Raw genomic sequence first — 26757 nt, forward strand, 5'->3', positions numbered from 1 at the left:
GCAATTCCAGTGGCTCAAAAGGGATAACTATCTAGGATAACTATCCAGTCCATATATTCCACAACTGCATCCCCATATAAATCGCGATCCCCCAGATCAGCAGCGCAGATGCCCTGTTCAAGACACGCAGAATGCGGCCCGAGGGGTCCGCTTGTCCGACCAGCCGCCCGGCAATGGCAATTCCGATGAACCACAGCCACGAGACTGCAGCCGTCGCACCTGCAAATACCCACCGTTCACCACTGCCATATTGCAGGGAACTGGTTCCGATGACACCTACAGTATCCAGCAGTGCATGGGGATTTAGCAGGGACACCGACAAGGCATAGGCTATCTGCCCCTTCGCCGATAATACTTTCACCTCGCCTTGTGCCGGGGTGCTGCCCCAGATGTTCCAGCCCATATAGGCCAGAAAAATCAATCCTACGCTATAAATCACAGGTGTTACCCAGTCCACGGACATAACAACCAGTGAAACTCCACCGACAGCTGCACCAATCAGCAGCGTATCACATAGGGCAGCGGTCAGCACTACCGGCAACACTCCGCGAAATCGCGAATGCAGCGAACCTTGATTAAAGACGAATATATTCTGTACTCCCAGCGGCAAAATAAGTCCAAACGCCAATATGATTCCATGTATAACCGCTTCAAGCATTTGTAAAAACCCTCCTGATGATTTCTTTATGATGAGAAAACCTTTGGTGCACAGCATAGCTGCACCCCATTGATAGTACCTTCCCGTCTCATAACCGTAACCATCCAAATTCCGGATCAATACCCAACCAAGATACAGCAAAACTGCCCGTCCATGATATACTCAACGCAGAATGAGCCGCCAGAGTGGTCCTAGACGATACTGATTTTATATAAAGGAGTTCTGCCGTGAAGCCTACTTCCAAGCAAGCTGCTTTTTCTTCTCCTACATCAAAAGATAGTATAAACCCAGTGGACGCTCTTAACGCCGTATCAGCATCAGGGACAACCACTCTCGGTGGCACTGGTGAATGGCGACCAGACGCAACCTCCGCGCTGCCGCTTCATGCCCAGATATCGGACTATTTTATCGGCAAAATCAGAAGCGGGGCCTGGCCCCCCGGCATGCGGCTGGCTCCGCAGCGGGAGCTGTGCCGACAGCTCGGCGTCAACCGTAGCACCCTTGTAACCGCGTTGGGGCAACTGACCGCGATGGGGCTGATTGAGGGGAAAAGAGGCGGTGGAACCCGAGTTGTCACCCCTTCTGCCGAGCGTGATGGTTCCGGTGCCATACGGGAATCCACCGGCTTCGGCGGACAGGTCCGGGCGGGCAATTGGAATGATTATGTGGAAGAAGGCATTCACTATCCCAACCTGCCAACGATCCAGGCTATTAACCGGCTGGAGTATGCGCGAGGACTAATCCGCCTTGGCACAGGTGAACCTGCCCCGGAGCTGCTGCCTGGCCAGGTTATGCAGGAGATTCTCGCCGGGCTTTCGCGCGAGCCCCTGTTGCCGCTGTCCTACGAAGAGCCGCTTGGCAGCTTGGAACTGCGGACAGCTCTTAGCAACAAGCTATCAGCAGCCGGTATTCATACTTCCCCCGCCTCCATCCTGATTACCTCGGGGGCGCTGCAAGGACTGCAGCTTATTGCCATGGGACTGCTGCCCCGCGGCGCGGCCGTCCTGCTGGAGAAACCGTCCTATCTGTACTCCATCCATGCCTTCCAGTCCGCAGGCGTGAAGTTTAATGGTCTGCCGATGGATGAACGAGGGCTGATGACGGACAGTGTTGCTCAAGAGGCTTACCGGACTAAAGCGTCTATGTTGTATACCATTCCGACCTTTCACAATCCTACCGGTATTCTGATGGATGAAGAGCGGCGGAATGCGTTGATGGCTACTACAGGCGCCCTTGGCCTGCCAATCCTCGAAGATGGGGCCTACCAGGAACTGTGGTTGGATACGCCCCCGCCTCCGCCACTGAAAGCCTTGGATCATGAGGGACGTGTCCTCCACCTTGGCACCCTGTCCAAAGCCGCCAGCCCCGGCCTGCGCATCGGCTGGATTGTCGGCCCGGAAGCAGTCGTCGCACGACTGGCCGATATTAAGATGCAAAGCGACTACGGTGCAAGTTCTCTGTCTCAGCTTGCCGCAGCTAGATGGCTGAGCGGTGGTTATCATGAAGCACATGCCAATGTCTTGCGTCAGAAGCTGCGAATGCGAAGAGAAGCGGTGCTGGAGATACTCCAAGCCCACTTCAGCGAGCTGGCCACCTGGAATATACCTGCGGGTGGTTTCTATATCTGGCTGTCGCTCCGTCAGCCATTGCCCCTGCGCAAGCTGTTCAAAGCAGCCCTGCAGTCCGGCCTGCTGCTCAATACCGGCGATCTGTATGACCGCGGGGACAACCGTCATCTGCGGCTCTCCTACGCCTACGCCTCAATCACAGAGCTGGAAACTGGCCTGTCAATTTTAGCCGGGATAATACGCAATTTGCAGCGTCATCCCTAGAGCAGGATATCTTAGCTCTACCTCTTCCTCTGTTGCTCTTCCGTAACTCGCAGCGTCACTATCTCTAGACCGGCATTTGAAGACCAAAAAACGCCGCTTTCCCTAGCCAACAGGGAAAGCGGCGTTTGCGTTTTATTCCATCGGACACAATACCGACGGTATTAAATGGACAATGCGTCAAGCAATCTGTAGATTGCCGTTGCGGCTTCACCACGGGTGGCTGTGTGCTCCGGACGGAAGGTTTGATCCTCGAACCCGCCCAGAATGCCTGCCGCAGCCCCGGTCTCAATGGACGCAGCCGCCCATTGCGGGATTGCGGAACGATCCGTAAATGTGATGCTGTCGCTAGTCTTCTTATGTGGTGCGCTGTTCAGTGCGTTCGCAAGCATTACCGACATTTCTGCGCGAGAGATGACCTCAGAGCCTTTGAAGATCGTCTTGTCACCGACTTCATAACCACGGATGATTCCGGCTTCTACAGCAGCCGCAATATCTCCTGCAGCCCAAGCCGGGATGGCCTCCTGATCTGCAAAGCTTGCAGCATTGCCGGAAGACTGCAGTCCCAAAGCTCTGGCAATGAGGGTAGCGAATTGAGTCCGGGTTACCTTCTCATCCGGACGGAAGCTATGATCGTCGAAACCTTTCATGACTCCCATACCAATCAGACGGTCCGTATAGGCCTCAGCCCAATGATTGTTCAAGTCGGTCATCGGCAGGGCTTGGTAGTTGAACACGGCATAAGTGGAGAAATGATTAATGCTAGCAGTAACGTTGCCATTGGCATTGTCAGTTCCACCTACATAAATCCACTTGTTACGCTGCTCACTGTAATAATAGACGGCAGCCTTATGGCCTGAAGTAATTTTGTTCTTATCATAAACCAGTGTCAATTCGACCGGTTTATTGAGCAGACCAGCATTAGTACTGGTAATCTCTACGCCCGAGCTGGCAGCTGTCAGAGTTCCGCCAGTAGGAAGTGCTACCGGCTTCAGCGCCACTTTACTGTCTGCAGTCAGTGCTCCTGCAGGAATCTTGAGATCGGCTGCATCTTTAAGACTGGCAGCCCCTCCCTGCAACGCATTGACTTGCAGCTCCACTGCTTCAGTGGATGGCTTCGTTGTATTCCCTGGAGTTGGGGAAGGGGCTGGGGTAGGCGTAACTGTCGGAGCCGGGGTAGGGGTCCCGCCATTGCCGTTTCCGCTATTCCCGTTACCCGAATTACCGTTGTCGTTTCCGTTATTCCCGCTGCCCGAGCGAGATACGTTTACCGTACGTACGACTTCCACAGCATTATTGCCAGCTAAATCTTTGGCATTATATTGCAGCTTGTAAGTACCTGGCGTTCCGGTATCCACTGAACCGCTAACTACGATAGAGCCTGCAATTCCTAGTTTGTCCGTAACCTCCGCACCTGGATCGACAAAGCTGTCGCCTTGAGTCAACGATATCGTGCTACTGCCCTTCAGCGTGATCACTGGCGCTGTGCGGTCAATATTCACAGCAAGCGGCAGTACAGCTGTATTGCCGAGCGAATCCGTAGCCCGGAACTCCAGCGTATGCTGTCCTTCTGCTGTGATCTTCAGGGAATGATTGGTCTCGTAAGGCTGGAATTCTCCGCTTCCATCCAGGGACACCTGCAGGGCAACCGTAGTGCCTGGAACATAAACGCTGGCAATTACACTCACATTTGCATCTTGATTAATCCAGGCACCGCTTGGCTGTACGGCTCCATCTGCAGACTGGATCACCCCAGAAAGCTCAAGTGGTGTAATACTATCGTCCCCGCTAAGATTGACCTCGAATGTCTTCACCTCAGAAGCATTTCCGCGCAAGATTGTTGCCGTCAAGGTAATGGACGTATCCTTTTTCGGACGGAAAGCCAGCTTGCCTTCCTTGGTCATCAGGACTGGATTAGAGCTTTCCCAGACGATGCTTGTCCCCTGCACACCAGCAGCAGGCAGATACAAGTCACTCTTCACGGCGCTAAGATCGCCAAGTGTCAGCTTTTCTTTGGCCAGCTGTACAGCTTCTACATCTGTATATTCCTTAGCTTTTACTGTCACCTCGAAAGTCTTCACAGCGTTCTCTGCACCGCGGCTAACTGTCGCTTTGAGCGATACCACCGCATCCGGTTGTCCGGCAGCAGGACGGGTAATATAGCCAATTCCGTCAGCGACGCGGATCACCTCGGCATTTGTGCTCTCCCATTGAACCTTGGCACCATGCTGGCCTTCGGCTGGTAGCTTCAGGTCTGCAATAACTCCGTTAGTACCATCGAGTTTAAGCGCTGCTGCCGTATCTTCCACTGCCTGCTGATCGGTGTATGGTTCTACGTTCACAAACACCGGATTGGAGTAAAACCAAAGATCGCCGTAGTTGCGGTTGTTGATTTCCTGGAAGCGAGTAGCATTATCCGCGGTGTTATTCTTTACATCAAGTAAAGGTTCGCCGTCTTTCGTCTCTCCCGGTACGTTAAGCCCGAGGTTGGTCCCTCTAAGCCGGTAATATCGGCTCTTGTCTGCCGCTCCCGGCTTGTAAGTAATCACGTTGTAGCCTTCGGCATCCGTAGTCCAGTCTGCACTAGTGAACCGAGCCACAACTTTAGTAGTATCATTCGTTGGCTTGGAATATTCAGGAGTACCCGGCTGAACCTTGCCGCCGACTTCACCGGAGATCAGATCGACATGATCCACCGAGACAGCGTCACCGTTGTTGTTCTTCGCAGGACTCTTGAAACGGATGGTAACCTCGACATTGTCGCCCTGCTTAACCGCAAGTTCCCCGCCCATTGCTTCCTCACGCCCGTCACCGGATGCCTTGAAATCCAGCGCGTTGATCAGATCACCGAAGACGGAGAAAGATTTACCTGAGCGCATACCGTCAACGATATTCTGAACGCTTGAACCATTGACCCAGGTATAGTTCTTGGAATATTCCCCCGGCCAGTATCCGCTAGAATATTTGTTATCCTTGCTGGTCTTGAAATGGAAGTCGGAATTGGCGAAGTTCCAGAATCTGCGGCCCTCGCCAAGCAGTGCATCCCAGAAGCCACCAACTTTGGCTACTTTCACGTCTGTTCCGCCGTATACTTCAGCTGTTTCCCCCCGGTCAGGAGACATCTGGTTGCCCAGCATCCCTTCGAAACCGAAAGCCACATGCGGATCAATATTGTTGAAATCGCGGACATCCTCAATTTTCAACTCAGAGCTTCCGCCATTTTTACGCGAAGGGTGGTTAATCAGCATATAGCTCTCCGGATAGTGATCGCTGAGCCATTGAATGCCCTTGCGGGTATCTGCTTTCGTTGAGAAAGCTCTGTTATCCAGCGCAGCCCATTTGGCAACATCCGCAGGATCGAAGAGGTTCTCAGCACGGTTGGTAAACAAATATTCAAACTGATTGACAGCTTTTAAGGATGCCGCTGAGCCTGGATCATTCGTCACAATCCCGATAGCAGCGTGATCATACTGAGGCATATCCCATTCAAATCCGGAGAAGATGGTTTTGCCAGCATATTTTCCCGAAGCCTGAAGCTCCTTGATTATAGGTGTCTGATAGTCGATGATCCCTTTGGACATCGGGATGGACCCTCCTGGCAGAGGCACGCCTTCATGGTCACGACCGGACATCCGCAGATGGTCGGCCAGGAAGAGCCAGTCCAGACCATTCTTGTCAAAGGCGGTATCCAATACATCCTTCAATGATTCCTGCGCATCATCTGACTCATAGGTGTGAACATGATATTCGCCAGTCATCCATTTTCCGTTGCTGTCTGCAGGTGGACTAGCCATCGGTTCCGTTGAAGCTCCATATGCTGTAGGCAGCGATAAGTTCTGTCCCAATGTCATTACAGCCAGAGTAGCGGTCAGCAATGAACGAACTTTTTTCTTCTGCAAAATAATTAAACCCCCAGTGAACGTAATGAATATGTATTTCCTTCACTAAGAATAGAGAACAAGTGTAAACTCTTGTCGGATTTTGTAGTATTTTTGTGTAATATACTCATCTGCTACCCGTTATGCTATTCTTTTATCACTGGAGGAGGAAGAATCCATGGCACAATCCAAATCAAGCTCATTCCTAAGCAAAACAGAAATCCTGGATGCTGCTGAGCAGACCCTGCGCCGGTTCGGGCCAGACAAAACATCGGTCACCGATGTGGCGAAGCTGCTCGGGGTCAGCCACGGTACCTTATACAGGCATTATCCTAGCAAGGTGGCATTGCGTGAGGCGGTCACGGAGAGATGGCTGGAGGAGCAGATTCTCGCGCCCCTAGCCGAGATTGCGCAGAAAACAACAGGAGATCCGCTGGCACAGTTGCGGATTTATATTTTGAAGCTAATTGAGCTTAAGCGCCGCTGCGCCTCAGAAGATCCGGAGATGTTCAAAATGTATGCAGAGGTTACAGTAAATTCGGCCGCACTGATCGAGGCCCATGTCCAGCGCATCTATGAGCAGATGAGCAGCTTGGTCCAACGGGGAGTTCAGGAAGGTATACTGGCAGATTCGGCTCCGCCGGAAGTGCTATCCCGCTCCATCGTGCAGGCTACAGCAGGCTATCATCACCCGTCTCATGCTTACGAATGGCAGCGCCCCGGTATCGATCAGGAGTTCGAACAGCTTTGGGGGCTGCTGGAGAAAGGTCTTAAACAATAACATTCTGCACATGAACCGGCCTACATCATGGGGTCTGCACAGGCAAGCTTACTACAAAAGCCGTCCCTTCTCCAGGACGGCTAGTTGCCGTTACGCTTCCCTCGTGAATCTCAATAATCTTATTCACAAGAGATAACCCAAGGCCGCTGCCACCTCCACTAGCACTTCTGGCTTTGTCTGCTTTGTAGAAGCGTTCAAAAATGCGCGGCAGATCTTCTGCCGAGATTCCGATCCCGCTATCTCTGATTTCCACTTGAACAACTCCATCCACTACCTCCATCCGGACACGAATACATCCGCCCTCTGGAGTGAACTTAATACTGTTGTGCAGCAGATTGGTCCAGACCTGGCTCAAGAGATCTTCCACGGCGTATACCTCCGCGCTTGCAAGCTCAGCCTCCACCTCAATATTCTTCTCCAGCCACTGCGGTTCGGATGCTAGAATCATATTTCGCAGCTGCTTATCCAGGCGGTAGAGCTGCTTCTCAAACGGAAAATTACCCGATTCCAGCGCAGACAGCTTCAGGAGATTGTCGCTCAGCCCCGATAGCCTTGTGCTCTCGGTTTCAATAATGTCGAGATAATGCCGCCTTGTATCCGGGCTGAGCGTCTCCGACTGAAGTGCACGGGTAAAGCCCCGGATAGAGGTCAAAGGCGACTGGATCTCATGGGAGACATTGGAGATGAAATCCTGGCGCATGGTCTCCATCCGGCCCAGTTCGCTGGCCATCTTGTTGATGCTCTCAGCAATCTCACCAAATTCACCATAATCTTTATCCTTGGCCAGAACGACATTGAAATCACCGGTAGAGATTCTGCGGAGGCCTTCAATAATGGACTTGTAGAAGACCCGCTCCCAGCCACGGAAGATGCCAGAAACACACAGCACCAGCAAAAAGAAGAACACAACCGACACACCCGTGGTCAGTAGCCCTGCCGTATATTCCTCAGCAGGACGGCCAGTCCTGGAAAATATCCAGTTCATTACGAAATAAGATCCACTCCAGCTAAGAAGAATCACGCCGAGGAATCCAATGAACAAAAAAAATCGGATTAATTTCTTGGATTTATTCATATATCACTCTCCAACCGGTACCCCAGACCACGCAGCGTCCGGATCGCGAATCCGTATTTCTCTCTGGGGAATCGTTCCCGCAGACGGTTGATATGCACATCCAGCGTCCGCTCATTACCTTCAAAGTCATAACCCCAGATGTCTTCGATCAGCCGTTCCCGGGCCAAGGTCTGCCCTGGATAACTGCCCAGCTTGAAGAGCAGCTCGAACTCTTTGAGCGGCAATGTAATTTCCCCATCCTCAGTGTGCACCTCGTAGGTTTTACGGTTCATCCGCAGATGGCCGATCACCACACTCTGCGCAGCGGAAATCTGGTACCGCTTGAGCAGCGCCTTCACCCTGGCGATCAGGATCGGCGGTTCAAACGGCTTGACAAGATAGTCGTCGGTGCCAAGTTCAAAGCCTTTTACAATTTGCATCGTTTCCCCTTTGGCCGTCAGCATCAAGATCGGAAAGTCATATAATCTTCGCAGTTCCCGGCATAGCTCCCAGCCATCCATATTCGGCATCATGACATCCAGTATCGCCATATCCACCGAAGTGTTCTCTAGAAGACGGAGAGCTTCCAGTCCGTCAGAAGCTGAGTAGATCTCTTCCATCCCTTCAGCTCTCAGAAACACTTCCACCAATTCGCGGATATGCGGATCGTCGTCCACTACCAGAATTCTGGTCATTTTTAGACAGAACCTCCTCTTTGCTGCCGTCATAGGCAGCTGGTTCATTCATTTGCAGCTGCTGGGTGGCAAACTCCCGGTACAGCGCATGATGATTTAGCAATTCTTCGTGTGTTCCTTTACCGGTAATCCGGCCCTTTTCCATGAAAATAAGCTGGTCCGCATGGACTACCGTAGCCAACCGGTGGGCGATAACAATCGTCGTTCTGCCCTTCATCAGATTCGTCAGCGCCTTCTGCACTACCGCCTCGGATTGGCTGTCCAGACTGGAGGTAGCTTCATCAAGCATCAGAATCTCGGGATCGCGCAACAGTGCTCTGGCAATCGCAATCCGCTGTCGCTGTCCACCTGACAGCTTCACGCCCCGTTCGCCGACATCCGTCTCATATCCATCCGGCAATTCGCCGATAAAGCCGTCGGCATAGGCCATCGAAGCTGCTCTGCGCATCTCTTCCAGGCTGACTTCCCGTTCAAGTCCGTAGCTGAGATTGTCAGCAATTGTACCCGCCAGCAGCGGACTTTCCTGAGACACATACCCGATCAGACTCCGCCAGGATTTCAAGGAAAAGTCCGTAACAGGCCTATCCCCCAGTCGAATCACACCACTCTCGGGCTCATAGAAGCGCTCCAGCATGGAGAACAATGTCGTCTTCCCTCCACCGCTGGGTCCCACAATGGCTGTAACCTGGCCCGGAAGCATGGTAAAGCTCACATTGCTGAGTACCTTCTCGCCGTCCTTGTAGCCGAAGCTCACATCTTCCACTGTGATCGGCCCATGGGCAGCTGTGGCTTCAGCTTCTCCCTCGTAGTTCTCTTCTTCAGCCGCCAAGGTCTCTATGATGCGCTCCGAAGCGCCCTTAGCCTTCTGAATTTGTGTGAAGAACGTGGTCAATTGAGTCAACGGCATAATGATCTGGATGAGATAGAGAATGAAAGCGACCAGTTCACCGGCTGTTAGCGCCCCTGACGATACCTGCATGCCGCCATAACCAATAATTACAACAAGCAACATCATGAAGACAAAAGATACCAGCGGACTGATCATGGCACTGACCTTACCCTCACGGATACCGAAGGTCAGCAGATTCATGATCCCGTTTCTGCCCGCTTCATATTCCCGCTTCTCTGCGCCGGAGGCCTTCACCAGGCGAATCTCCGATAGCACCCCGCTCAGCGTAGCGGTAAAGGAAGCTGTCTCATCCTGCATCCCTTTAGAGATTTTGTACATCTGCCGTCCCAGCGGTACCAATATCAAAGCCGACAGCGGCAGCACGGCGAACAGCACCAAAGTCATTTTCCAATTCAAATAGAGCAGAACGGCAATCGAGCCAACAATCGAGATGACACCGGTAAACAAGCTGGCTAAATGTTCGGAGATCAAGGTCTTAATGATTCCCGTGTCATTAGTCATTCGGCTGACGCTTTCACCCGTCCGGTTGTCATTATAATAGGACACTGGCAGCACAAGGAACTTGCGCCATAGCCGATCCCGCAGACCCGCTACCATCTTTTGTCCGACATAATTCAGCAAGTAGATGGACACGCCTCCGGCAATCGTCTGGGCGATAAAAGCCCCAATGATTCCGGCAATCTGAAGTTTACTTATGGAAGCCAGCGAGAAACCGTCAACCAGTGTTTTGGTGAACATAGGAATTACTAGACCCACCAGCGTAGAGATGACACTGAGCGCAATGGCCGTCGTCAGCAGGCTGTAGGAGGGCTTGGTTTCTCTCAGCAGAGTCAGAAACGGTTTAAGTGCCGCCCCCTGCTTCTGTACAGTTTTTTTGTTATTCATGGAGGTTCTCCTTTTCGTTCGGTTAAATAAATAGAGGAAGGCTTTCAGCTCCCGTCTCCCGTAGTCCAATAATAACCTTGCTTTTTAAACTGAAGTTAAACAATTCAAAATTAAAATAGGGACCAAGGACACAGCGAAGCCAGTAGGTAAAACCGGGATAGCTGCTGTTAATCATGGATAATCTAAGAAAATGGCACCTTGTGCCTTGTATATATAACGACAATCACGCAAAAACCACCAGAGATTTGGAAATCTGCTCAAAAGTTGGTTTGTATCCCTTTTCAACACGTGTTACAGTGATAGAAGCTGCCTAATGACGGCTGTAATGAATATATGCACGGAATTTAGCGGGAAAGGAGTGCCCAAATTGCGGGAGAACCTTCATATGCAATCTTCTTTCACGTCCTTAAAATGGTTCAATTTCTTTGTATATGGAACCATGGTCCTGTTCACCAGCTTTTTTCAACTATACCTGCAGGATGTAGGGATGAACAAGCTTGAGATCGGTAGTGTCATATCCCTGGGTGCACTCGTTTCCATTTTCGCCAATCCGTTCTGGGGCATCTGGACTAACCGTTACCAGAACATTCGCCGAATCGTGCTGATCATGCTGACGGGAACACTGCTCTTATCGCAGCTTGTCTTTCAAGCGAATACATATGAGATGATCTATATCTCCATCATCTTGTTCTTTTTCTTCCAAGGGCCGCTGTTTGCCCAGAGCAATACGATCATTCTGAGCTATATAGACGGAACGAACTATCGTTTCAATTCCTTCCGGCTCTGGGGCTCGTTGGGATGGGCCATCACTGCGCTGGCTGTAGGCCCCATTATTGACCGAACGGGTGTCTCTATTTTATCCTATCTGTTCGCAGCACTGCTATGTGCTTCGATGGTATCGCTGCTGGTACTGCCTAAGCTGAATCATTCCATCGGGATGGCTCCGCTGCCGTTCAGAGGCTTTGGCAAACTTTTTGCTAACCCGTTCTTCCTGTGCTTTATTCTCTTCGGGATTCTCGTTTCCATTCCGAATACGATGAATACGACGTTCATGTCGCTGTATATCACTGATTTGGGCGGCTCCAAAACCATGATTGGACTAGCTGTATTCCTCTCGTCCATCCTGGAGGTTGGCGTGTTCGTCCTCTGCGAACGATTCCTGAAACGCAAAATATCGGTATTAATCGGCTGTCTGACACTGGTCAGTGCCCTGTATGTTCTACGCTGGTGGCTGATGGCTGATGCAACGATGCCGCTGGAGGTAGCTCTCATACAGATTCTGCACAGTGTAACCTTCGGTGGATTTTTCTATGTTGGTGCCCAGTTAACTCGTCTGCTCGTACCACGTCCGTACCATTCTTCAGGACAAGCGCTCTATACCTTGACCTGGAGCGGAATCTCCGGGATTCTAGGCGGTATTCTCGGAGGATGGCTGTATCAGAATCTCGGGGCCCTCAGCATGTATCAGGGCAGCGTATTCCTGACCTTTATCGGGACACTCGGCTTCGGGTTTATGTGGCTGTTCGTCATTCGGGGCCGCTATCAGCCTGTCTCTGAAGAACCAGAGCTAGTGGAGGAAGTGGAGTTATAAATCAGCGTCATGTACAAATAAGGGGAGTTCCTCAGCACTGTTCAGTGTCTGCAGGAACTCCCCTTTTGTATGTCTGATCCTAGTAACTGCGATTCCAGAGTGCTTATTTCGGCAGTTGGAACGAGCTTTTCAAGGATACTATTAGATTGAACACCAGATGACCCAGAGCTGAATATTTGCTGTCTACGTTGAAGTAACCGTGACGGAAGAATTGGAACTTGTCCTGAGGTACGCTGTCCTTCAGACCCGGCTCCACAAAGCCCTGCAGAATCTCCAAGGAGTTCGGGTTCAACTGATCCAGGAAGGTTGGCTCCGGCTTGTCCTCCGCTTCATCCAGACCTTCCACATCAACCACTTGATCCGGCTCTTCTGCTGCAATCAGCGGCTCTAAGAGGCGGAATTCTGCCGGAACGGCTTGGCTGGCTTCGACCCAATGCAGCGTTCCTTTAACCTTACGGCCTGTAAACCCGCTGCCGCTTTTCGTCTCAGGATCATAGGTACAATGCAGTTCAACAACTTCACCGTTCTCATCCTTGATAACCTCATTGCACTTGATGAAGTAAGCATGCTTCAAGCGTACTTCATTGCCAGGGAACAAACGGAAATATTTGCTTGGCGGATTCTCCATGAAGTCATCGCGTTCGATGTAGATTTCACGGGAGAACGGAATTTGGCGAACGCCCATTTCTTCGTTCTCTGAGTTATTCTCCGCTTCCAACAACTCACTTTGGCCTTCCGGATAGTTCGTAATGACAACCTTAAGCGGGCGAAGCACCGCCATTGTACGCGGCACAGTCAGCTTCAGATCCTCACGAATGAAATGCTCCAGCATCGGATAGTCTACCAGACCATTGTTCTTGGAGATTCCGGTCTCGAATACAAAATTGCGAATGGCTTCAGGTGTATAGCCACGGCGGCGCAGACCCGAAACCGTCGGCATACGCGGATCGTCCCAGCCATCGACATGGCCTTCATCAACCAGCAGCTTCAGCTTGCGCTTGCTCGTAACGGTCTGAGCCAGGTTGAGGCGTCCAAATTCGTATTGATGCGGTACAGACGGCATTTCGCATTCCGCGATCACCCAATCATAGAATGGACGTTGATCCTCGAACTCCAGAGAACACAGGGAATGCGTTACACCTTCGATAGCGTCTTCTAGCGGATGGGCAAAGGCATACATCGGATAAATGCACCATTTGTCGCCGGTGTTGTGGTGATGGGCATGAGAAATCCGATAAATGACGGGATCACGAAGGTTAATGTTCGGCGAAAGCATGTCGATCTTGGCACGAAGCACCTTCTCGCCATTTTGGAATTCACCTGCACGCATGCGGCGGAACAGGTCGAGGTTCTCCTCAATACTGCGTTCACGGTAAGGACTGTTCTGTCCCGGCTGCGACAACGTGCCGCGCAGCTCGCGGATCTGATCAGCACTGAGATCGTCCACATAGGCTTTACCTTTGTTGATCAGCAGTTCCGCGCGCACGTACATTTCCTCGAAATAATCGGAGGCGAAGCGCAGCTCTTCCCATTCATAGCCAAGCCACTTCACGTCTTCTTTAATGGAATTGACGAACTCGACATCCTCTTTGACGGGATTCGTGTCATCGAATCTCAGGTTAGTCTTGCCGCCGAACTCATCCGCAAGTGTAAAGTTGATCCAAATCGCCTTGGCATGTCCGATATGTAAATAGCCGTTCGGCTCCGGCGGAAACCGGGTGATCACTTCCTTGGCTTTACCCGAGCGGAGATCTTCGGTAATGACATTCTTAATAAAATTGGAGGGGGTGCTACGGTTCTCCACAGATATCAACCTTTCTTTCTGGAATGTTACTACTACCTTGTATGAACATGTTTCCTACTAATATACCCGTTACGCAGGGATTGTTCAATAAAAGCGGACAGGGTTCCGAATGCTTTCTTCCGGTACCTATGAATCTTTTGACTTCACTCCCGGCGATAGAGTAGCATGAGAGCATAGAGCCTTTTTACCTTAATTTACATCTAAAAGGGGGATTGACCTGTGAAAGTCATCAAACTGCCCAAGGAGCAGCGTGAGCTTCTTGTAGAGCATATCCGCAGCCACTTTGAAGCTGAACGCGGTGAGACCATCGGTCACCTGGCCGCAGATCATCTGCTCGACTTCTTCCTGCAAGAATTGGGCCCTTCCATCTATAATGAAGCGCTCAAGGACTGCCGTAGCCTGGTAGGGCAGCGGATGCAGTCGCTGGAAGAAGACATTTATGCGCTAGAATGGCGACAACGCAGATAGACAGATTAGGCTATGGGCTGCAAAGGAGGCTGCGACTTGTTTAATTACGTTATTGATGAAGAACTTATGCTAAAACCACTGGCGCCGGAGCATGCCCGCCCGATGTTCCAACTGGTGGATCGCTCACGGGAGCGGCTTAGACAATGGCTGCCATGGGTTGACGGCGTTACGGAGCAGGCTCATATCGCCAGCTTCATTAAGAATGCCATGAAGCTGGGCAGCGACAACGGGGGCTTCTCCGCAGGATTATGGGTGCAGGGCGAGCTGGCTGGCGTGATCGGCTATCATGAGATCGACTGGCATAACCGTTCCGTCGGCATCGGTTACTGGCTGGGCGAAGGCTACGAAGGCAAAGGATATATGACCAGTGCTGTGCGGGTATTCGTCGACTACGCGCTGCTGGAGATGGAGCTGAACCGTGTAGAAATCCGCTGTGCTACCGGCAACGCCCCTAGCCGCGCCATTCCTGAGCGGCTGGGCTTTGTACTGGAAGGTGTCATTCGCCAGGCAGAAAAGCTGCCGGACGACTTCGTTAACCACGCTGTATACGGCCTGCTGCGCAGTGAGTGGCAGCTATTGGGCTAGCCACAAGTCCTAACCTTATGTCCCAACCAAGCAACCCGTTCTCCTTACACAATGGATAACGGGTTGCTTGGTTTTAGGCGGTACCCGTCTCTTCGTTTTGCTCTCCAGTAAGCATAAGACCCATAAAGATTTCATCGACATAATGGCCGCCGAGATAAAACTCTTCCCGCAATCGTCCCTCCTCCTGAAATCCACAGGATCGGTAGAAGGTCAGTGCCACCTCATTACTTGCAAGCACACGCAGGCGGAGCTTGCGGATGCCGTAATCCCTGACATGCCTTTTGACCGCTTCCACCAATTGGCGTCCAATACCGGACCGCCGAAACTCTGGATGGACTGCAATATTAATCTCACAGACATGCCGATGGCTCTTCATCGGGCTGGGACTGCCAAAGCCGACATACCCGTATAGCCGGCCCTGATTTAAGGCCAATAACTGAGAGCCGGGTGGTGAATGCTGCAAATAATCCTCCCGCGAACGCCATTTCAAAGGTCCCGGTGTCGTTTCCTCAGTCCAGACGAGATGATCCAGCGCAATCAGATCCCCGGCATCCCTGATCTCCGAGGGCCGGATCATCAGCGCGCCGCTATCCATTCGTTGCATAAGCCTCCCCCTTACCCCAACTCTGGAATATATATCAGGCCGATGGCTACCCATGCCAAAGCCTAAGGTGATACAGTTACCTGGTCCGCCGAGCCGAGCCGGCGATTGATATAGGCATGAATAATGAAGAACAAGGTGGACAGCACTGCCATGGCACACGCCAGCCAGGCGGTAGGCGACAATCCTCCGCTGTCATACAAGCTGCCCATGAAATATGGGCCGATAACTCTGCCGATGGCCCCAATACCTCCGCTCAGCCCCAGGTAGAACGGGGCACTGCGGTTCGCATGTTCGGTGATGAAAGCCGGCATAGCCGGAGAAATTAACATTTCACCGAACGTAGTTAACACCATGGCCAGAATCAGGCCAGGGTAATTCTGCACGCCCAGGATCACGGCATAGCCGCTCAAATAGAGCAGCGCACTGGCCGTCATCTGGGCCGTGGAATCTTTGGCGAACCAGCGTTTCAGCAAACTGATCACGGGCTGGGCAGCAAAGATCAGAATGCCGTTCAGCGTCCAAAGGAAGCCATACGCTTTCTTGGGCCAGTCTTCCGAAATAATAAACGGTGACACACCCGTGTTCCAGATGGAGTTGCCGACCAGCAGGAACAGCGAAGCTACCGACATATAGAGGTAGATTCTTGTATTGCCCATCAGTAGCCAGCCGGACTGGCTGCGGGGCTGATGCTTTTTATAATCGGCTCCCTCTGCTTCCGGTCCCGTTCCGACTCGCCGCAGATACATGAAGAAAAACACGGCGAATACAGCTGAGGTCACACCGTTCATCACGAAGCTCAGCATATAGGAGATATCGGCGAGAAAACCGCTCAAGGCCGTACCTAGCGCCACACCTATATTATTAGCGACGTAGACGATGTTAAACAACTCACCCCGCTGCTTGGCAAAGCGAAAGCCAATAAAGGCCTGAATGGCCGGGAGTGACAACGAATTGAATAGCCCCACAAACCCCATAACGATCATGAAAATCGTCCAATTGTGACTGGCGGCCGGAAGAGTGAACAACGCGAAGGCGTTCATAGCGAGCGCTCCGACAATCAGGCGGTTCACGCCAACTTTGTGGTACAGGGAGCCACCCAGCAGTTGACCGGCAATCCCCCCCAAGGATTGAATCAGAATGACCAGACCGGCATCCTTCATACTGCGGCCGAGCTCATCGAAAACATACATGGTCACGAGCGGCCACATCAGTGCACTGCCCGTCGCATTGATCAGGCTGGCAATCAGAAATACTTTTACTTCTTTAGGATAAGCAGATAAAAACCTCATAACTAGTGTACATCCTCTGTAAGATTGGTGTCGTCAATTCCACCAGTATCCTCCCATCAGTAGCTGTAGGGCAAGCATGTACACTGCCGCATTGTCGCATCATCGCGATATTATATCAAAGTGATCGAAGTCAACGGAATGACCGTTCTCCATTGTCTAGAATGACTCTGATTCACCTCCGTATTCCCAGGGTAATAGAGCCTAAGAAACACTCCCTATTAGAATCGCCGTGCGTTTCGATTTCGTTCCCCCGAGTCGAGACCGCGGCGAATTTTTATTATGTAATGGTACAAAAAAACATCCCCCAAGGAAGCATGCCTGTAACTTGACTTCAGGACCTGCGAACCCCAGAGAATGTCTGTTCATCAACGTAGCCCTGTGCTACGCATTAAGCATGTTTCTTGGCACTGGCAACAGACATGCTATCCACCGCTTGCACCGCCGTAGGCGCTTTGCGTAAGTAAGCTGCCCAATAGGCTGCCGCTACAAATATAGCCCCGCCTGTCAGATTTCCCAACCAGACTGGAATAAAGTTCATTAAATACTCGTACCAGGAATAGTGCCCCTCAAAGATTGCCGCCGGAATGAGGAACATATTGGCTACAACGTGCTGGAAGCCGATGGCGACGAACGCCATGGTCGGGAACCAGATGCCAAGGATTTTGCCACTGAAGCTGTCTGCGCCGTAGGAAAGCCATACCGCCAAAGCGACGAGCCAGTTACAGCCGATCCCAGAGACGAAAGCCGGGAGGAATCCAGCTTCAAGCTTATGTCCCGCCATATCCACCAGTTTATCCAGATAGACTCCGTCTGACGTCAACCCGGCGACATGCCCGAAGAAATAGGCAACGAACAAGGCCCCAGCCAAGTTACTCAGTGTGATCAGCGTCAAGTTCTTGACGACTTCCTTGAATGTAATTTTCTTTGCCATAAAGGCTAGCGGCACCGCCATCATATTGCCTGTTAACAGTTCCGCTCCTGCCAGTAGCACAAGAATCAGACCTACCGGGAAGACTGCAGCCCCGATGAAATTCGCAATGGAGCCCCATTCTTTCGGCGCGGATGCAATCACGCGGATATCCAGTAAAAACCCGAGGGCGATAAAGGCACCGCCCAGGAAGCCAAGTATAAGGACGGTACTCAGCGGATTATGCGCCTTCTTGATTCCGTTCTCCACCGTTGCTTCAGCAATTTGCTGAGGTTTGTTATAAGCCATGGTTCGTATCCCCTTTTAATACTTTAAATTTGTTCCTTTATGCCATTGTAGCGTGTCATATAAGACATTAACGTGATAATAATCACTACTGCAAAAGACAAGTGAAAATTTTCACTGACATGTCATAATTAAAGTTTGGATACGCAAAAAAACCGAAGCCAGTACTCTGGCTCCGGTCTGAATAATGATGCTATTACACAAGTGCGGGTTCCTTGGCAGCCAGGGTTTTCGGCAATGCCTGCAGTCCGGCAGTATTCAGGAAGTTCCAAGGCTTGTTGTAGTGCGGCTGGAAAAAGAAGTCGATAAAGGCCAGCTGATCCACCGTCATCTTATTCTGGATGCAGACCGAGATCGTATTAATGGATTGCGTCAAATCCATTTTGGACATGATCTGCGCCCCCAGGATGCGGCGTGTCGCACGTTCAAACACAACCTTGAGCTGCACCTGCTCGAATGTAGGCATGAACTCCGGACGGTAGTTGTCGGTGATCATAACGCTATCCACTTCCATACCTTCACCCTTGGCAGCTTCCTCCGTCAGTCCCGTTCCAGCAATGTTATCTTCATAGATCTTGATGCCGGATGTTCCTTGCGTGCCCATGTAAGGAATAGTCTGGGCGACAAGATTACGGGCCACCAGAGTACCCATCCGTACAGCGTTAGTTGCCAGCGGAATGTAGGCATTTTTACCAGTTGGGTTGTAGTGGATCGCGCAGCTGTCGCCAGCGGCGAAGACATCAGGCGCACTAGTCTCCATGTAATTGTTCACAACGATCGCACCGTTCGGCAGCATTTCAACCTGGCCTTTCAACAGCTCCGTATTAGGACGGAAGCCGATACATAGAATTACCAGCTCGGTCTCATGCTCACCTTTGCTTGTGATAACCTTCGTAACCTTGCCATTCTCGCCCACAAAAGAGCTAACCTTCTCACCAAGCGCCAAGGTAATACCATGATCCTTCAGCGACTGCTCGATAGGAGCAGTGAATTCTTCGTCCAGGTATTTGCTCAAAATCCGCTCTTCCCCGTCGATCAAGGTTACCTGTTTGCCGTTCATCTGGAACGCCTCAACCAGCTCTACTCCGATATATCCGGCGCCAACTACCGTAATCCGGTTCACTTGCTGGGCTCTTTCAATGATAGTGTTGGAGTGATTGTAGTTCTTCGAGAGCAAAATACCGTCCAGATCCATACCTTCCAGCTTCGGAACAATCGGCCAAGATCCGGTGGTCATGATCAGCTTGTCGTAAGTATCGTCAAATTCCTGTCCGTTCGCAAGGTTGCGGGCCCGGAGTGTCTTGGCTTTGGTGTCAACCGCAATCACTTCGTGACGCATGTTCGTCTTCACCCCAAGCTCGGCGAGCTTCTCTGGGGAAGAATAGAACAGTCCTTGAGGGTCCTTAACAACACCGCCTACATAAAGGGCGATCCCGCAGGACAGGAACGAAATATTGTCGTTGCGTTCGTACACCGTAATCTCGGCGTCTGGATAAAGCTGGGCTGTGTTAACGATGGCTGCGGTTCCGGCATGGGTACATCCAATGACTGCTACTTTCATGATTTCTTCCTCCTCCAATTTGAAAAGCTTATATATTGTTTATTTGTGATTTATTTCACTTTATGAACTGATTATATTGTGATTTTTATCACATTTCAACCCTATTTCTGCAATTCCTTAAATTGTTCACAATTTTAAGTATTTTGTGTCCGCTTCCTGCTTAATTGCGTTGATCTTTAGCTTCTCCATGTCACAGAGCCATTATGACCGTCAAGCCAAGCCTATAAATACATAAAGCCCCAAGCCTTACCGTCCATACAGACAAGTAAAGCCCGGGGCTATAGTTTCGTTCCAACCTTATTCTAATCCGTGTATCTCGCCATCCTCATCCACTCGTATCCCTTCAGCTGCTGGTCGAGCCGGAAGACCAGGCATAGTTACGATGTTGCCGGTAATAACTACGGCAAACCCGGCACCAAGTGACAGCGTGATGTCACGCACGCCCATAGTAAAGCCTTCGGGTGCCCCAAGAAGCTTGGCCTGATCAGAGAAAGAATACGGCGTCTTGGCCATGCACACTTGCAGCTCATTCAGACCCAGCCGGTCAATCACAGCCAGGCTGCGCTTGGCTGCGGGAGAGAAGCTCACCTCTGCACCACGGTAGATTTCACGCACAATAGTGGTGATTTTGTCCGTAATATCAAGGCTATCCTCATACAAAGGCTCAAAATCAGCACTGTCTTGCTCCAGCACCCGCAGTAACTCACTTGCCAGTTCCTGGCCGCCCGCTCCGCCCTCTGCCCATACCTTGGATACGGCAGACGGCACCTTCAGACGTTGGCAAGCTGCCTGGATCGCCTCGATCTCGGCCGGGCTGTCGCCCGCAAAATGATTGATGGCTACAACAACTGGTAAGCCGAACTTACCAAGGTTCTCAATATGACGTTCCATATTAGGAATGCCTTCAAGCAAGGCTGTTGGATTCTCGGACCCGAGCTCACTCTTGGCAACACCGCCATTGTATTTCAGGGACTTCACAGTAACCACCAGCACGGCTGCGGCAGGGGTTAATCCAGCTTGACGGCATTTAATGTCCATGAATTTCTCGGCTCCAAGATCAGCGCCAAAGCCAGCTTCCGTGACGACAAGATCACCCAGCTTCAGCGCATAGCGAGTACCTATAACACTGCTGCAGCCATGGGCTATATTCGCAAAAGGCCCGCCATGCACGATAACCGGCGTGCCTTCCAGTGTCTGTACCAGATTCGGCTTTACTGCTTCCTTCAGCAGGGCTGCCATGGCCTCCACTGCACCCAGCTCCTGTGCTGTGACTGGCTGACCGAGATGATTATATCCAACAAGAATCCGGCCCAGCCGTTTCTTAAGATCAGACAAATCATCACAAAGGCAGAGTACAGCCATAATCTCTGAAGCTGTAGTGATCTGAAAACCAGCTTCCCGGACGGTACCGTTGCCGTCTCCCAGACCAGTAACAATGCTCCGCAGACTGCGGTCGTTCATATCCATGACGCGCTTCCATATGATTCGCTGAGGATCCAGATCCAGCGCATTACCGTGGAAGATATGATTGTCGATCATAGCAGATAATAAATTATGCGCAGAGGTCACCGCATGAATATCTCCGGTAAAATGGAGGTTTATCTCGTCCGCCGGGACAATCTGTGATTGGCCTCCGCCAGTAGCTCCGCCCTTCATACCCAGGCAAGGCCCCAGCGAAGGTTCACGCAGCGCAGCTACCGTCTTTACCCCGGAAGCGTTAAGTGCCTGAGCGAGACCAATCGTGGTCAGCGTCTTTCCTTCTCCAGCCGGCGTGGGATTGACCGCCGTCACCAGAACAAGTTTTCCGTCCGGCCGGTGGCTAAGCTCCTCCCAGAGTGAAGGTGCCAGCTTGCTTTTATATTTACCGTAAAGCTCCAGATGTTGTTCACCAATTCCTGCTTCTGCCGCTACTTCCGTAATCAATTTCATGCCGTGTACAGAACCCTCCTGCCAATTATTATTCTGAAATCTTTCCTGCTTTATGCGAATTCCTGTTATGTATCATTGCTACTAAAGAATACAAGGTCTATGAAAAGCGTCAAGGATTATTTTCACACTTCAGTGATCTCTACAAGGCTAAATAGACAAACTCCCGGACAACAGCCAAAAGCCGTGTCCGGGAGAACATGTGATTCCAAAATTTCTTGCTTACTCAAGATTTATAACAAGGACTCGATGCTGTCCTTCATCGTCTCAGGCGATTCTTTCGGCTCAACGCGAGCGGTCACATTGCCGCTACGGTCGACGAGGAATTTGGTGAAATTCCACTGGATGTCACTGCTCTCGCCCTCACCAGGTTGCTGTTCCTTCAAATACTCGAAGAGCTTGCTGGCTTCTGGTCCATTGACATCTACCTTGGCAAATACCGGGAAGGAGACGCCATAGTTAATCTGGCAGAATTCTGCTGCCTCTTCACTAGTTCCTGGCTCTTGTCCGGCAAACTGATTGCAGGGAAAGCCCAAGACTACCAGCCCTTGTTCTCCATACTGCTCGTACAGCTTTTGAAGCTCTCCATATTGCGGAGTCAGCCCGCATTTGCTGGCCGTATTGGCAATCAGCAGCACCTTGCCTTCATATTCCGTGAACGGTACTTCCTTGCCCGCAGGCGTAACCCCGGCAAAACTGTAGATCGACATTGTGCTACCATCCTCTCAAAATTCATTGGTTTTCTATATTTTACTCCTATTCCGGTCCGAATACAAAAGTACGCCATATCTATCCTCAATTGTGTATCACATCACTGTAATCCTTAAGCAATTAAAAACCGCCGAGCGATCCATAAGGACCGTCCGGCGGCTGGCACAGCCAAATACATTATCATTCGCAGAGCGGAATCTCCTCAAACGTGCCTGAAGCAGGCTGAATACGAAATGTCTTGAATTCAAATCCCTTCAGACTGACTTCACTGCGGATGCCAAGTGAAGGGATACTGACGAAGGTGGAACCACCGGAGCCCGTTGGCTCGAATAGTCTCAGAATGTAGCCGTCGCCTTGCTCCTCTTTTTTGAACGCGCTGAGCTGGATACGTTCATCTTCCAGTACGATAAAGGAGTCCATCAGCTCGCCCTCTCCTGACGGGAAGAATGACAATGCGTAAGGCCGTTCGTTATGACCCAGCGCTTCCCGGTCCACCCGGTCTCTGCGATCTGCAAGCTCTCCCGCATTCAGCCAGAAGGTGTAGCTGCGTTCACCCTGATCCATCCGCGGCTGGAAACGATCCTGTACCATAATCGGACGGTCCCCGATCGGATGAGCACAGTATCCTGCGCCCCGAAGCAGCGACAGACGGACCTCGCCTTGACGGAAATCTCCGCCGTAAATTCCGTTATTGATACAAGTAACCGCCATGTTCTGCGCTGCATCTTCCACTGCAATCCACTTCTGGGCCACCGTTTCATTACCCTCCCGATCCAGCGGATTCACCCCAAAGGCTGTCTGGCCAAGGAAGTCCCCTTGCTCCAGAACCGTAGGGATGGACAGCTTGAGCATCTTGTCCTTCTCGTTCCAATAGACACGCAGTTCGACTTCAATCTCGGTTCCCTGCTTAGGCAGCTTGTAGAGCTGACAAATACGGGAATTGCCGTATGTTAGCACCGATTCAATCACCGTGCGTACCGCCCCATCTTCAATGACACGTACCGCCGGAAGTGGATTCTTCAACCCGGAGAATACACCACTCTCTTCTTCATTCATCAATTCAAACCTGCCCTCTACAGGGCCAAAAGCAATCGTATCCATTCTCCATGGATCTTCATTGTCCGCAAGCACCAACGCTGCAAATGCATCCTTACGCAGGTACGAAACGCCCTTGACGGAGTATTCATCCATCCGCCCTGTTGCAGCGTTAATGACCACGCGCAGATCTGCAGTTTCAAACCGGAAGGCCCCGTCCTGCTCTTTAAGCTGCGGAAGCGGCTTCTCCGCCAACATTTTAATCCGGGCATCAAACCGGTTCATCGAGGAAGGAGCAAGCTGGGCCTCAAAGACCACTCTTTTTCTCCAGTCCAGATTCAAGTTGCTGAGTTCCTTTTCCGGCTGACACGGGAGCAGTTGTCCATCTCTGTATACTTGAGGCATTGAGAACTCTTCATTCCAGTTCTGGTCCTCCAGCATAAATTCACATTCAAAAATGCCCTTCACCGGGAACGGATGCGGATTATAGATCAGGATCGGATATTCTTTCAGCGCCGCCTTGGGCTGACCTGAAGCCAGTGCGAAGAAGGCTCTAGCCTTCAGGCGTGCCACGATCTCAAGCCCATGATCAATCTGTCGCAGCGAAGCCTCTTCTGCCGGCTGTATCGATGTTCCAGGCAGGATGTCATGGAACTGAGCAGTGAGCAGGTCACACAACGCTTCATACAGATCGTTAGAAGGATATGACAGCAAGCCCTGAAGCGCCGCTGCTGACAGCATTTTCTCCGTCATAAACAGCTCATTCTCCAATTGACGGTGCTTCTGCTTAATGCGAATCATGGAGGTATAGCAGCCCACAAATCGGGGATTGAGATCGCCCGCAAAGGACGGCAGCTCTGCTGCCCGCAAATCCTCGAAATACGCCTCCGGCGTGGAGTGAATAATCTCGAAATCTTTCCGCTCCGCCATCAGCTCTCCGATCTGGGTCAAGTCGATGCGGGATGGACCGCCGCCGTGGTTGCCTACTCCCCAGAGTACAAGTCCTGTGTCACGGTCTCCGTGATCACTCAGCCAGCGCTCGATTTTCTCACGAGTTTTGCCCATATTGGTGTTATAGCCGCCTTCGATCTTATGGGCCATCACCTTCGAGCCATTGTAGCCTTCCCAGATGAAATCTCCCGCTGGAAGAGCATCCATCTCATCAGGACGCATAAAGATATACGAATCATATCCGGCTTGTTCAAGGATTTGCACCAGTCCCCGGGTATGTCCGAACGAATCAAAATTGATTGCAGTTGTCGGCTCCACGCCGAATTTTTCCCGGAAATAGGCTTTGCCGAGCAAGATCTGCCGAACGAAAGACTCCCCGGAAATCATGTTGCAATCAGGCTGCAAGTACCAACCGCCCATGATTCTCCACTTGCCTTCCTTCACCAGCCTCTGAATACGTGCAAACAGCTTGGGTTCATACTCCTCAATCCATTTATAGAGAATCACTTCATTGTGATTAAAAATATAACCGTCGAATTCCTCGCAAAACTCCGCCGCTGCGCGAAAGGTTGATACAGCTGCTGCCGCCCCTTCCTCCCATTCCCACTGCCATACAGGGTCCAGGTGGGCATTGCTGAGCAAATGCAGTTTTTTCATCTCTTGCCGCCTCCTTAAGTAAGGTCATCTTCTCCCTTCCATTGTGAGGCCGTAAGACGCCTGCGTACATTTCCAAAACACACGTATATTTGTCCAATTATGATATAATGTATTCAAAAAACAGAAAGAAGCCATAATCCAAAATGGAACTAACCGACTGGAAAAGCGCACTTCCTCCTGTTTTCAATCGATTATGTGAAGAAATACAGGTGATGGATGTCATTATTGAATGGGTAGATATCATTTTTGAACAAATAGGCACTGCCAGCAAATGTCCACCTCACGCCCACACCTGGTTCGAATTTAACTATGTGCTGACCGGGCGATTGGATACGCATTTCGGCGGAGATTCCATCTGTGTGCAGGCCAATGAGTTCTTCCTTATTCCCCCGGGGATGGTCCATTCTCATACGTATACTAAGGGGAATCCGCATGAAGGTCTCTGTTTCCGGTGGCGTATTCGGCGTGCAGACGGAGGGGAGGAGAATGTGCCCGGAGGTTCACTGTATGCACGGTTATTCCGGCTCCAAAAGTGGAAGCCCGGCTCCTACCGTGATGAAGCTGGCTTCGGAGCCATGCTGATTCATTTTCTTCGCGAAGCTGCATTGCAGCGTTCGGAGCTTGGACTCCAGCTCTTGCTCGTCGGACTGCTCGAACAACTCTGCACCCTTCAGCAATCGATGGAGGGACAATCAGGGTTAACCAGAACCTATCAGGACCCGCTGGTACGAAAAGTGGAGATTTACTTGGAGGACTATCAGGGTGGTCGCCTGAGTGTCGCGGAATTGGCTGCATCGCTGCATATGAGCTACGGGCATCTGTCCCGGCAATACAAGAAGCTTACAGGGCATACCATTGTAGAACGGATGAATCAGATCCGGCTGGAAAAAGCGGCCGAACTGCTTCGCCTGCCAGACGCCCTTGTCTCAGAATCGGCAGAACAAGCCGGCTTTGCCGACCTCAGTTATTTCAGCAGGGCTTTTAAAAAACGCTATGGACAAAGCCCGCTGAGCTATCGAAAAGAGCAACTCCGGCTGCCAATAGAAGAAGCTGGGGAATGAAACCACCGACTCACTGACATCACTCTTGCGGAGTAATTTAAGGGGATCTCTCCAGGGCGGATATAATTCAAGAGATAAACTTCACTAAAACGACGCGAAGGAGCTGTCCCCGAAAGTAAGCTGTCTACGCGAGGTGACGGATTCTTTTTATTTGCAAAACCATATAGCCAACAGAGCATCGATTCTGCTGTGATTAGATAATCGCTGCTCTGCGTATTGACCCAAGCGACACAAGAGCTATTCCTTGGTCTATGGGACACTCCTTTTTTCCTCATGAACAATTGGTCTAGGCCTAGAAGATTAAGAAGGTGAGAAATAGAGGCAAATATGTACCTTAATTTCTATCTATACGTGTAATTTAAGGAATTAAATGCAAAATCGTATGTTAATTCTCATCTTAGTTTGAAAAAGAGCCTTTTTCGTGAATTTAAGGTACAATATTGCGCTTATTTCGCGAATACAGCGATTTCACCATTAATTAAGGTACCGAATGAATTAGACTAAAAAGTGGACACGGTAAATCCAACCCATGGATAATAGAATAAACTCCAGAAGAGGTGGTAGCCGTGGCAGAACGGAAGCGATACAACAAACAGTTTAAAGAAGAAACC

General features: G+C 51.0%; 19 protein-coding genes. 6 read left to right on the top strand and 13 right to left on the bottom strand.

Annotated features, from left to right (window positions below; translation table 11 throughout):
• Positions 1 to 40: 40 nt before the first annotated feature.
• Positions 41 to 658 carry a LysE/ArgO family amino acid transporter gene (locus HPT30_RS05315; RefSeq protein WP_175370397.1) on the bottom strand — a complete coding sequence of 206 codons (618 nt, stop codon included), beginning with the start codon at positions 656 to 658 and terminating at the stop codon, positions 41 to 43.
• 290 nt (positions 659 to 948) lie between these two features.
• Between HPT30_RS05315 and HPT30_RS05320 the strand changes: the two genes are divergently transcribed.
• Positions 949 to 2490 (top strand): aminotransferase-like domain-containing protein, encoded by a 1542-nt coding sequence (locus HPT30_RS05320; RefSeq protein ID WP_175370419.1) that lies wholly within the window; start codon positions 949 to 951, stop codon positions 2488 to 2490.
• Positions 2491 to 2651: 161 nt separating this feature from the next.
• Here HPT30_RS05320 and HPT30_RS05325 read toward each other — a convergent pair whose 3' ends face one another.
• Positions 2652 to 6386, bottom strand: a complete 3735-nt coding sequence (locus HPT30_RS05325) for an immunoglobulin-like domain-containing protein (protein ID WP_175370398.1) — start codon at positions 6384 to 6386, stop codon at positions 2652 to 2654.
• A 157-nt stretch (positions 6387 to 6543) separates the two neighbouring features.
• Between HPT30_RS05325 and HPT30_RS05330 the strand changes: the two genes are divergently transcribed.
• The gene (locus HPT30_RS05330; RefSeq protein ID WP_175370399.1) at positions 6544 to 7146 is read left to right on the top strand and encodes a TetR/AcrR family transcriptional regulator; all 603 of its coding nucleotides are present in this window, start codon (positions 6544 to 6546) and stop codon (positions 7144 to 7146) included.
• Between the two features lie 25 nt (positions 7147 to 7171).
• Here the strand turns inward: HPT30_RS05330 and HPT30_RS05335 are convergent, their stop codons facing one another.
• Genes HPT30_RS05335 through HPT30_RS05345 form a run of 3 tightly spaced genes read right to left on the bottom strand, consistent with a single transcriptional unit; the run spans position 7172 to position 10690 of the window.
• A complete protein-coding gene (locus HPT30_RS05335; RefSeq protein WP_175370400.1) occupies positions 7172 to 8221 on the bottom strand; it encodes a HAMP domain-containing sensor histidine kinase in 1050 nt (349 codons plus the stop codon).
• Positions 8218 to 8895 carry a response regulator transcription factor gene (locus tag HPT30_RS05340; protein WP_175370401.1) on the bottom strand — a complete coding sequence of 226 codons (678 nt, stop codon included), beginning with the start codon at positions 8893 to 8895 and terminating at the stop codon, positions 8218 to 8220. The genes HPT30_RS05335 and HPT30_RS05340 overlap by 4 nt, the downstream gene beginning before the upstream one ends.
• Positions 8825 to 10690 (bottom strand): ABC transporter ATP-binding protein, encoded by a 1866-nt coding sequence (locus tag HPT30_RS05345; RefSeq protein WP_175370402.1) that lies wholly within the window; start codon positions 10688 to 10690, stop codon positions 8825 to 8827. Before HPT30_RS05345 ends, HPT30_RS05340 begins: the two co-directional genes overlap by 71 nt.
• 385 nt (positions 10691 to 11075) lie before the next feature.
• Between HPT30_RS05345 and HPT30_RS05350 the strand changes: the two genes are divergently transcribed.
• Positions 11076 to 12281, top strand: a complete 1206-nt coding sequence (locus tag HPT30_RS05350) for an MFS transporter (RefSeq protein WP_175370403.1) — start codon at positions 11076 to 11078, stop codon at positions 12279 to 12281.
• Between the two features lie 103 nt (positions 12282 to 12384).
• On the opposite strand, the gene HPT30_RS05355 is transcribed toward HPT30_RS05350, so the two are convergent.
• Positions 12385 to 14094: a glutamine--tRNA ligase/YqeY domain fusion protein gene (locus HPT30_RS05355; RefSeq protein WP_175370404.1), complete on the bottom strand. Its 1710-nt coding sequence runs from the start codon at positions 14092 to 14094 to the stop codon at positions 12385 to 12387.
• A gap of 210 nt (positions 14095 to 14304) precedes the next feature.
• On the opposite strand from HPT30_RS05355, the gene HPT30_RS05360 reads away from it, so the two are divergent.
• Both HPT30_RS05360 and HPT30_RS05365 read left to right on the top strand, forming a co-directional pair.
• Complete coding sequence (locus HPT30_RS05360; protein ID WP_175370405.1) at positions 14305 to 14553, top strand: DUF2164 domain-containing protein; 249 nt, start codon at positions 14305 to 14307, stop codon at positions 14551 to 14553.
• Between the two features lie 36 nt (positions 14554 to 14589).
• The gene (locus HPT30_RS05365) at positions 14590 to 15138 is read left to right on the top strand and encodes a GNAT family N-acetyltransferase (protein WP_175370406.1); all 549 of its coding nucleotides are present in this window, start codon (positions 14590 to 14592) and stop codon (positions 15136 to 15138) included.
• 73 nt (positions 15139 to 15211) lie between these two features.
• Here the strand turns inward: HPT30_RS05365 and HPT30_RS05370 are convergent, their stop codons facing one another.
• From HPT30_RS05370 to HPT30_RS05400, 7 genes are all read right to left on the bottom strand, one after another.
• A complete protein-coding gene (locus tag HPT30_RS05370) occupies positions 15212 to 15742 on the bottom strand; it encodes a GNAT family N-acetyltransferase (RefSeq protein ID WP_175370407.1) in 531 nt (176 codons plus the stop codon).
• Between the two features lie 62 nt (positions 15743 to 15804).
• On the bottom strand, positions 15805 to 17031 hold the full coding sequence (locus HPT30_RS05375) for an MFS transporter (RefSeq protein WP_175370408.1): 1227 nt from the start codon (positions 17029 to 17031) through the stop codon (positions 15805 to 15807).
• A 388-nt stretch (positions 17032 to 17419) separates the two neighbouring features.
• A complete protein-coding gene (locus HPT30_RS05380; protein WP_066379178.1) occupies positions 17420 to 18247 on the bottom strand; it encodes a formate/nitrite transporter family protein in 828 nt (275 codons plus the stop codon).
• A gap of 193 nt (positions 18248 to 18440) precedes the next feature.
• Complete coding sequence (locus HPT30_RS05385) at positions 18441 to 19805, bottom strand: FAD-dependent oxidoreductase (protein WP_175370409.1); 1365 nt, start codon at positions 19803 to 19805, stop codon at positions 18441 to 18443.
• Between the two features lie 297 nt (positions 19806 to 20102).
• A complete protein-coding gene (locus tag HPT30_RS05390) occupies positions 20103 to 21734 on the bottom strand; it encodes a formate--tetrahydrofolate ligase (protein WP_175370410.1) in 1632 nt (543 codons plus the stop codon).
• Between the two features lie 230 nt (positions 21735 to 21964).
• Positions 21965 to 22441, bottom strand: coding sequence for a glutathione peroxidase (locus HPT30_RS05395; RefSeq protein WP_175370411.1), 477 nt, complete (start codon positions 22439 to 22441; stop codon positions 21965 to 21967).
• Positions 22442 to 22622: 181 nt separating this feature from the next.
• A complete protein-coding gene (locus tag HPT30_RS05400) occupies positions 22623 to 25085 on the bottom strand; it encodes a glycoside hydrolase family 38 N-terminal domain-containing protein (RefSeq protein WP_175370412.1) in 2463 nt (820 codons plus the stop codon).
• Between the two features lie 143 nt (positions 25086 to 25228).
• On the opposite strand from HPT30_RS05400, the gene HPT30_RS05405 reads away from it, so the two are divergent.
• Positions 25229 to 26146: an AraC family transcriptional regulator gene (locus HPT30_RS05405; RefSeq protein ID WP_175370413.1), complete on the top strand. Its 918-nt coding sequence runs from the start codon at positions 25229 to 25231 to the stop codon at positions 26144 to 26146.
• Positions 26147 to 26757 lie beyond the last annotated feature (611 nt).

This window comes from Paenibacillus agri, assembly GCF_013359945.1.
Classification (GTDB): Bacteria; Bacillota; Bacilli; order Paenibacillales; family Paenibacillaceae; genus Paenibacillus_AQ; species Paenibacillus_AQ agri.

Coding starts and splice junctions, on each gene's coding strand:
- HPT30_RS05395 (WP_175370411.1), bottom strand. CDS start 22,441: ATGTCGATCTACAGTTTTGCCGGGGTTACGCCTGCGGGCAAGGAAGTA.
- HPT30_RS05330 (WP_175370399.1), top strand. CDS start 6,544: ATGGCACAATCCAAATCAAGCTCATTCCTAAGCAAAACAGAAATCCTG.
- HPT30_RS05315 (WP_175370397.1), bottom strand. CDS start 658: ATGCTTGAAGCGGTTATACATGGAATCATATTGGCGTTTGGACTTATT.
- HPT30_RS05390 (WP_175370410.1), bottom strand. CDS start 21,734: ATGAAATTGATTACGGAAGTAGCGGCAGAAGCAGGAATTGGTGAACAA.
- HPT30_RS05335 (WP_175370400.1), bottom strand. CDS start 8,221: ATGAATAAATCCAAGAAATTAATCCGATTTTTTTTGTTCATTGGATTC.
- HPT30_RS05405 (WP_175370413.1), top strand. CDS start 25,229: ATGGAACTAACCGACTGGAAAAGCGCACTTCCTCCTGTTTTCAATCGA.
- HPT30_RS05400 (WP_175370412.1), bottom strand. CDS start 25,085: ATGAAAAAACTGCATTTGCTCAGCAATGCCCACCTGGACCCTGTATGG.
- HPT30_RS05340 (WP_175370401.1), bottom strand. CDS start 8,895: ATGACCAGAATTCTGGTAGTGGACGACGATCCGCATATCCGCGAATTG.
- HPT30_RS05350 (WP_175370403.1), top strand. CDS start 11,076: ATGCAATCTTCTTTCACGTCCTTAAAATGGTTCAATTTCTTTGTATAT.
- HPT30_RS05345 (WP_175370402.1), bottom strand. CDS start 10,690: ATGAATAACAAAAAAACTGTACAGAAGCAGGGGGCGGCACTTAAACCG.
- HPT30_RS05370 (WP_175370407.1), bottom strand. CDS start 15,742: ATGCAACGAATGGATAGCGGCGCGCTGATGATCCGGCCCTCGGAGATC.
- HPT30_RS05385 (WP_175370409.1), bottom strand. CDS start 19,805: ATGAAAGTAGCAGTCATTGGATGTACCCATGCCGGAACCGCAGCCATC.
- HPT30_RS05375 (WP_175370408.1), bottom strand. CDS start 17,031: ATGAGGTTTTTATCTGCTTATCCTAAAGAAGTAAAAGTATTTCTGATT.
- HPT30_RS05380 (WP_066379178.1), bottom strand. CDS start 18,247: ATGGCTTATAACAAACCTCAGCAAATTGCTGAAGCAACGGTGGAGAAC.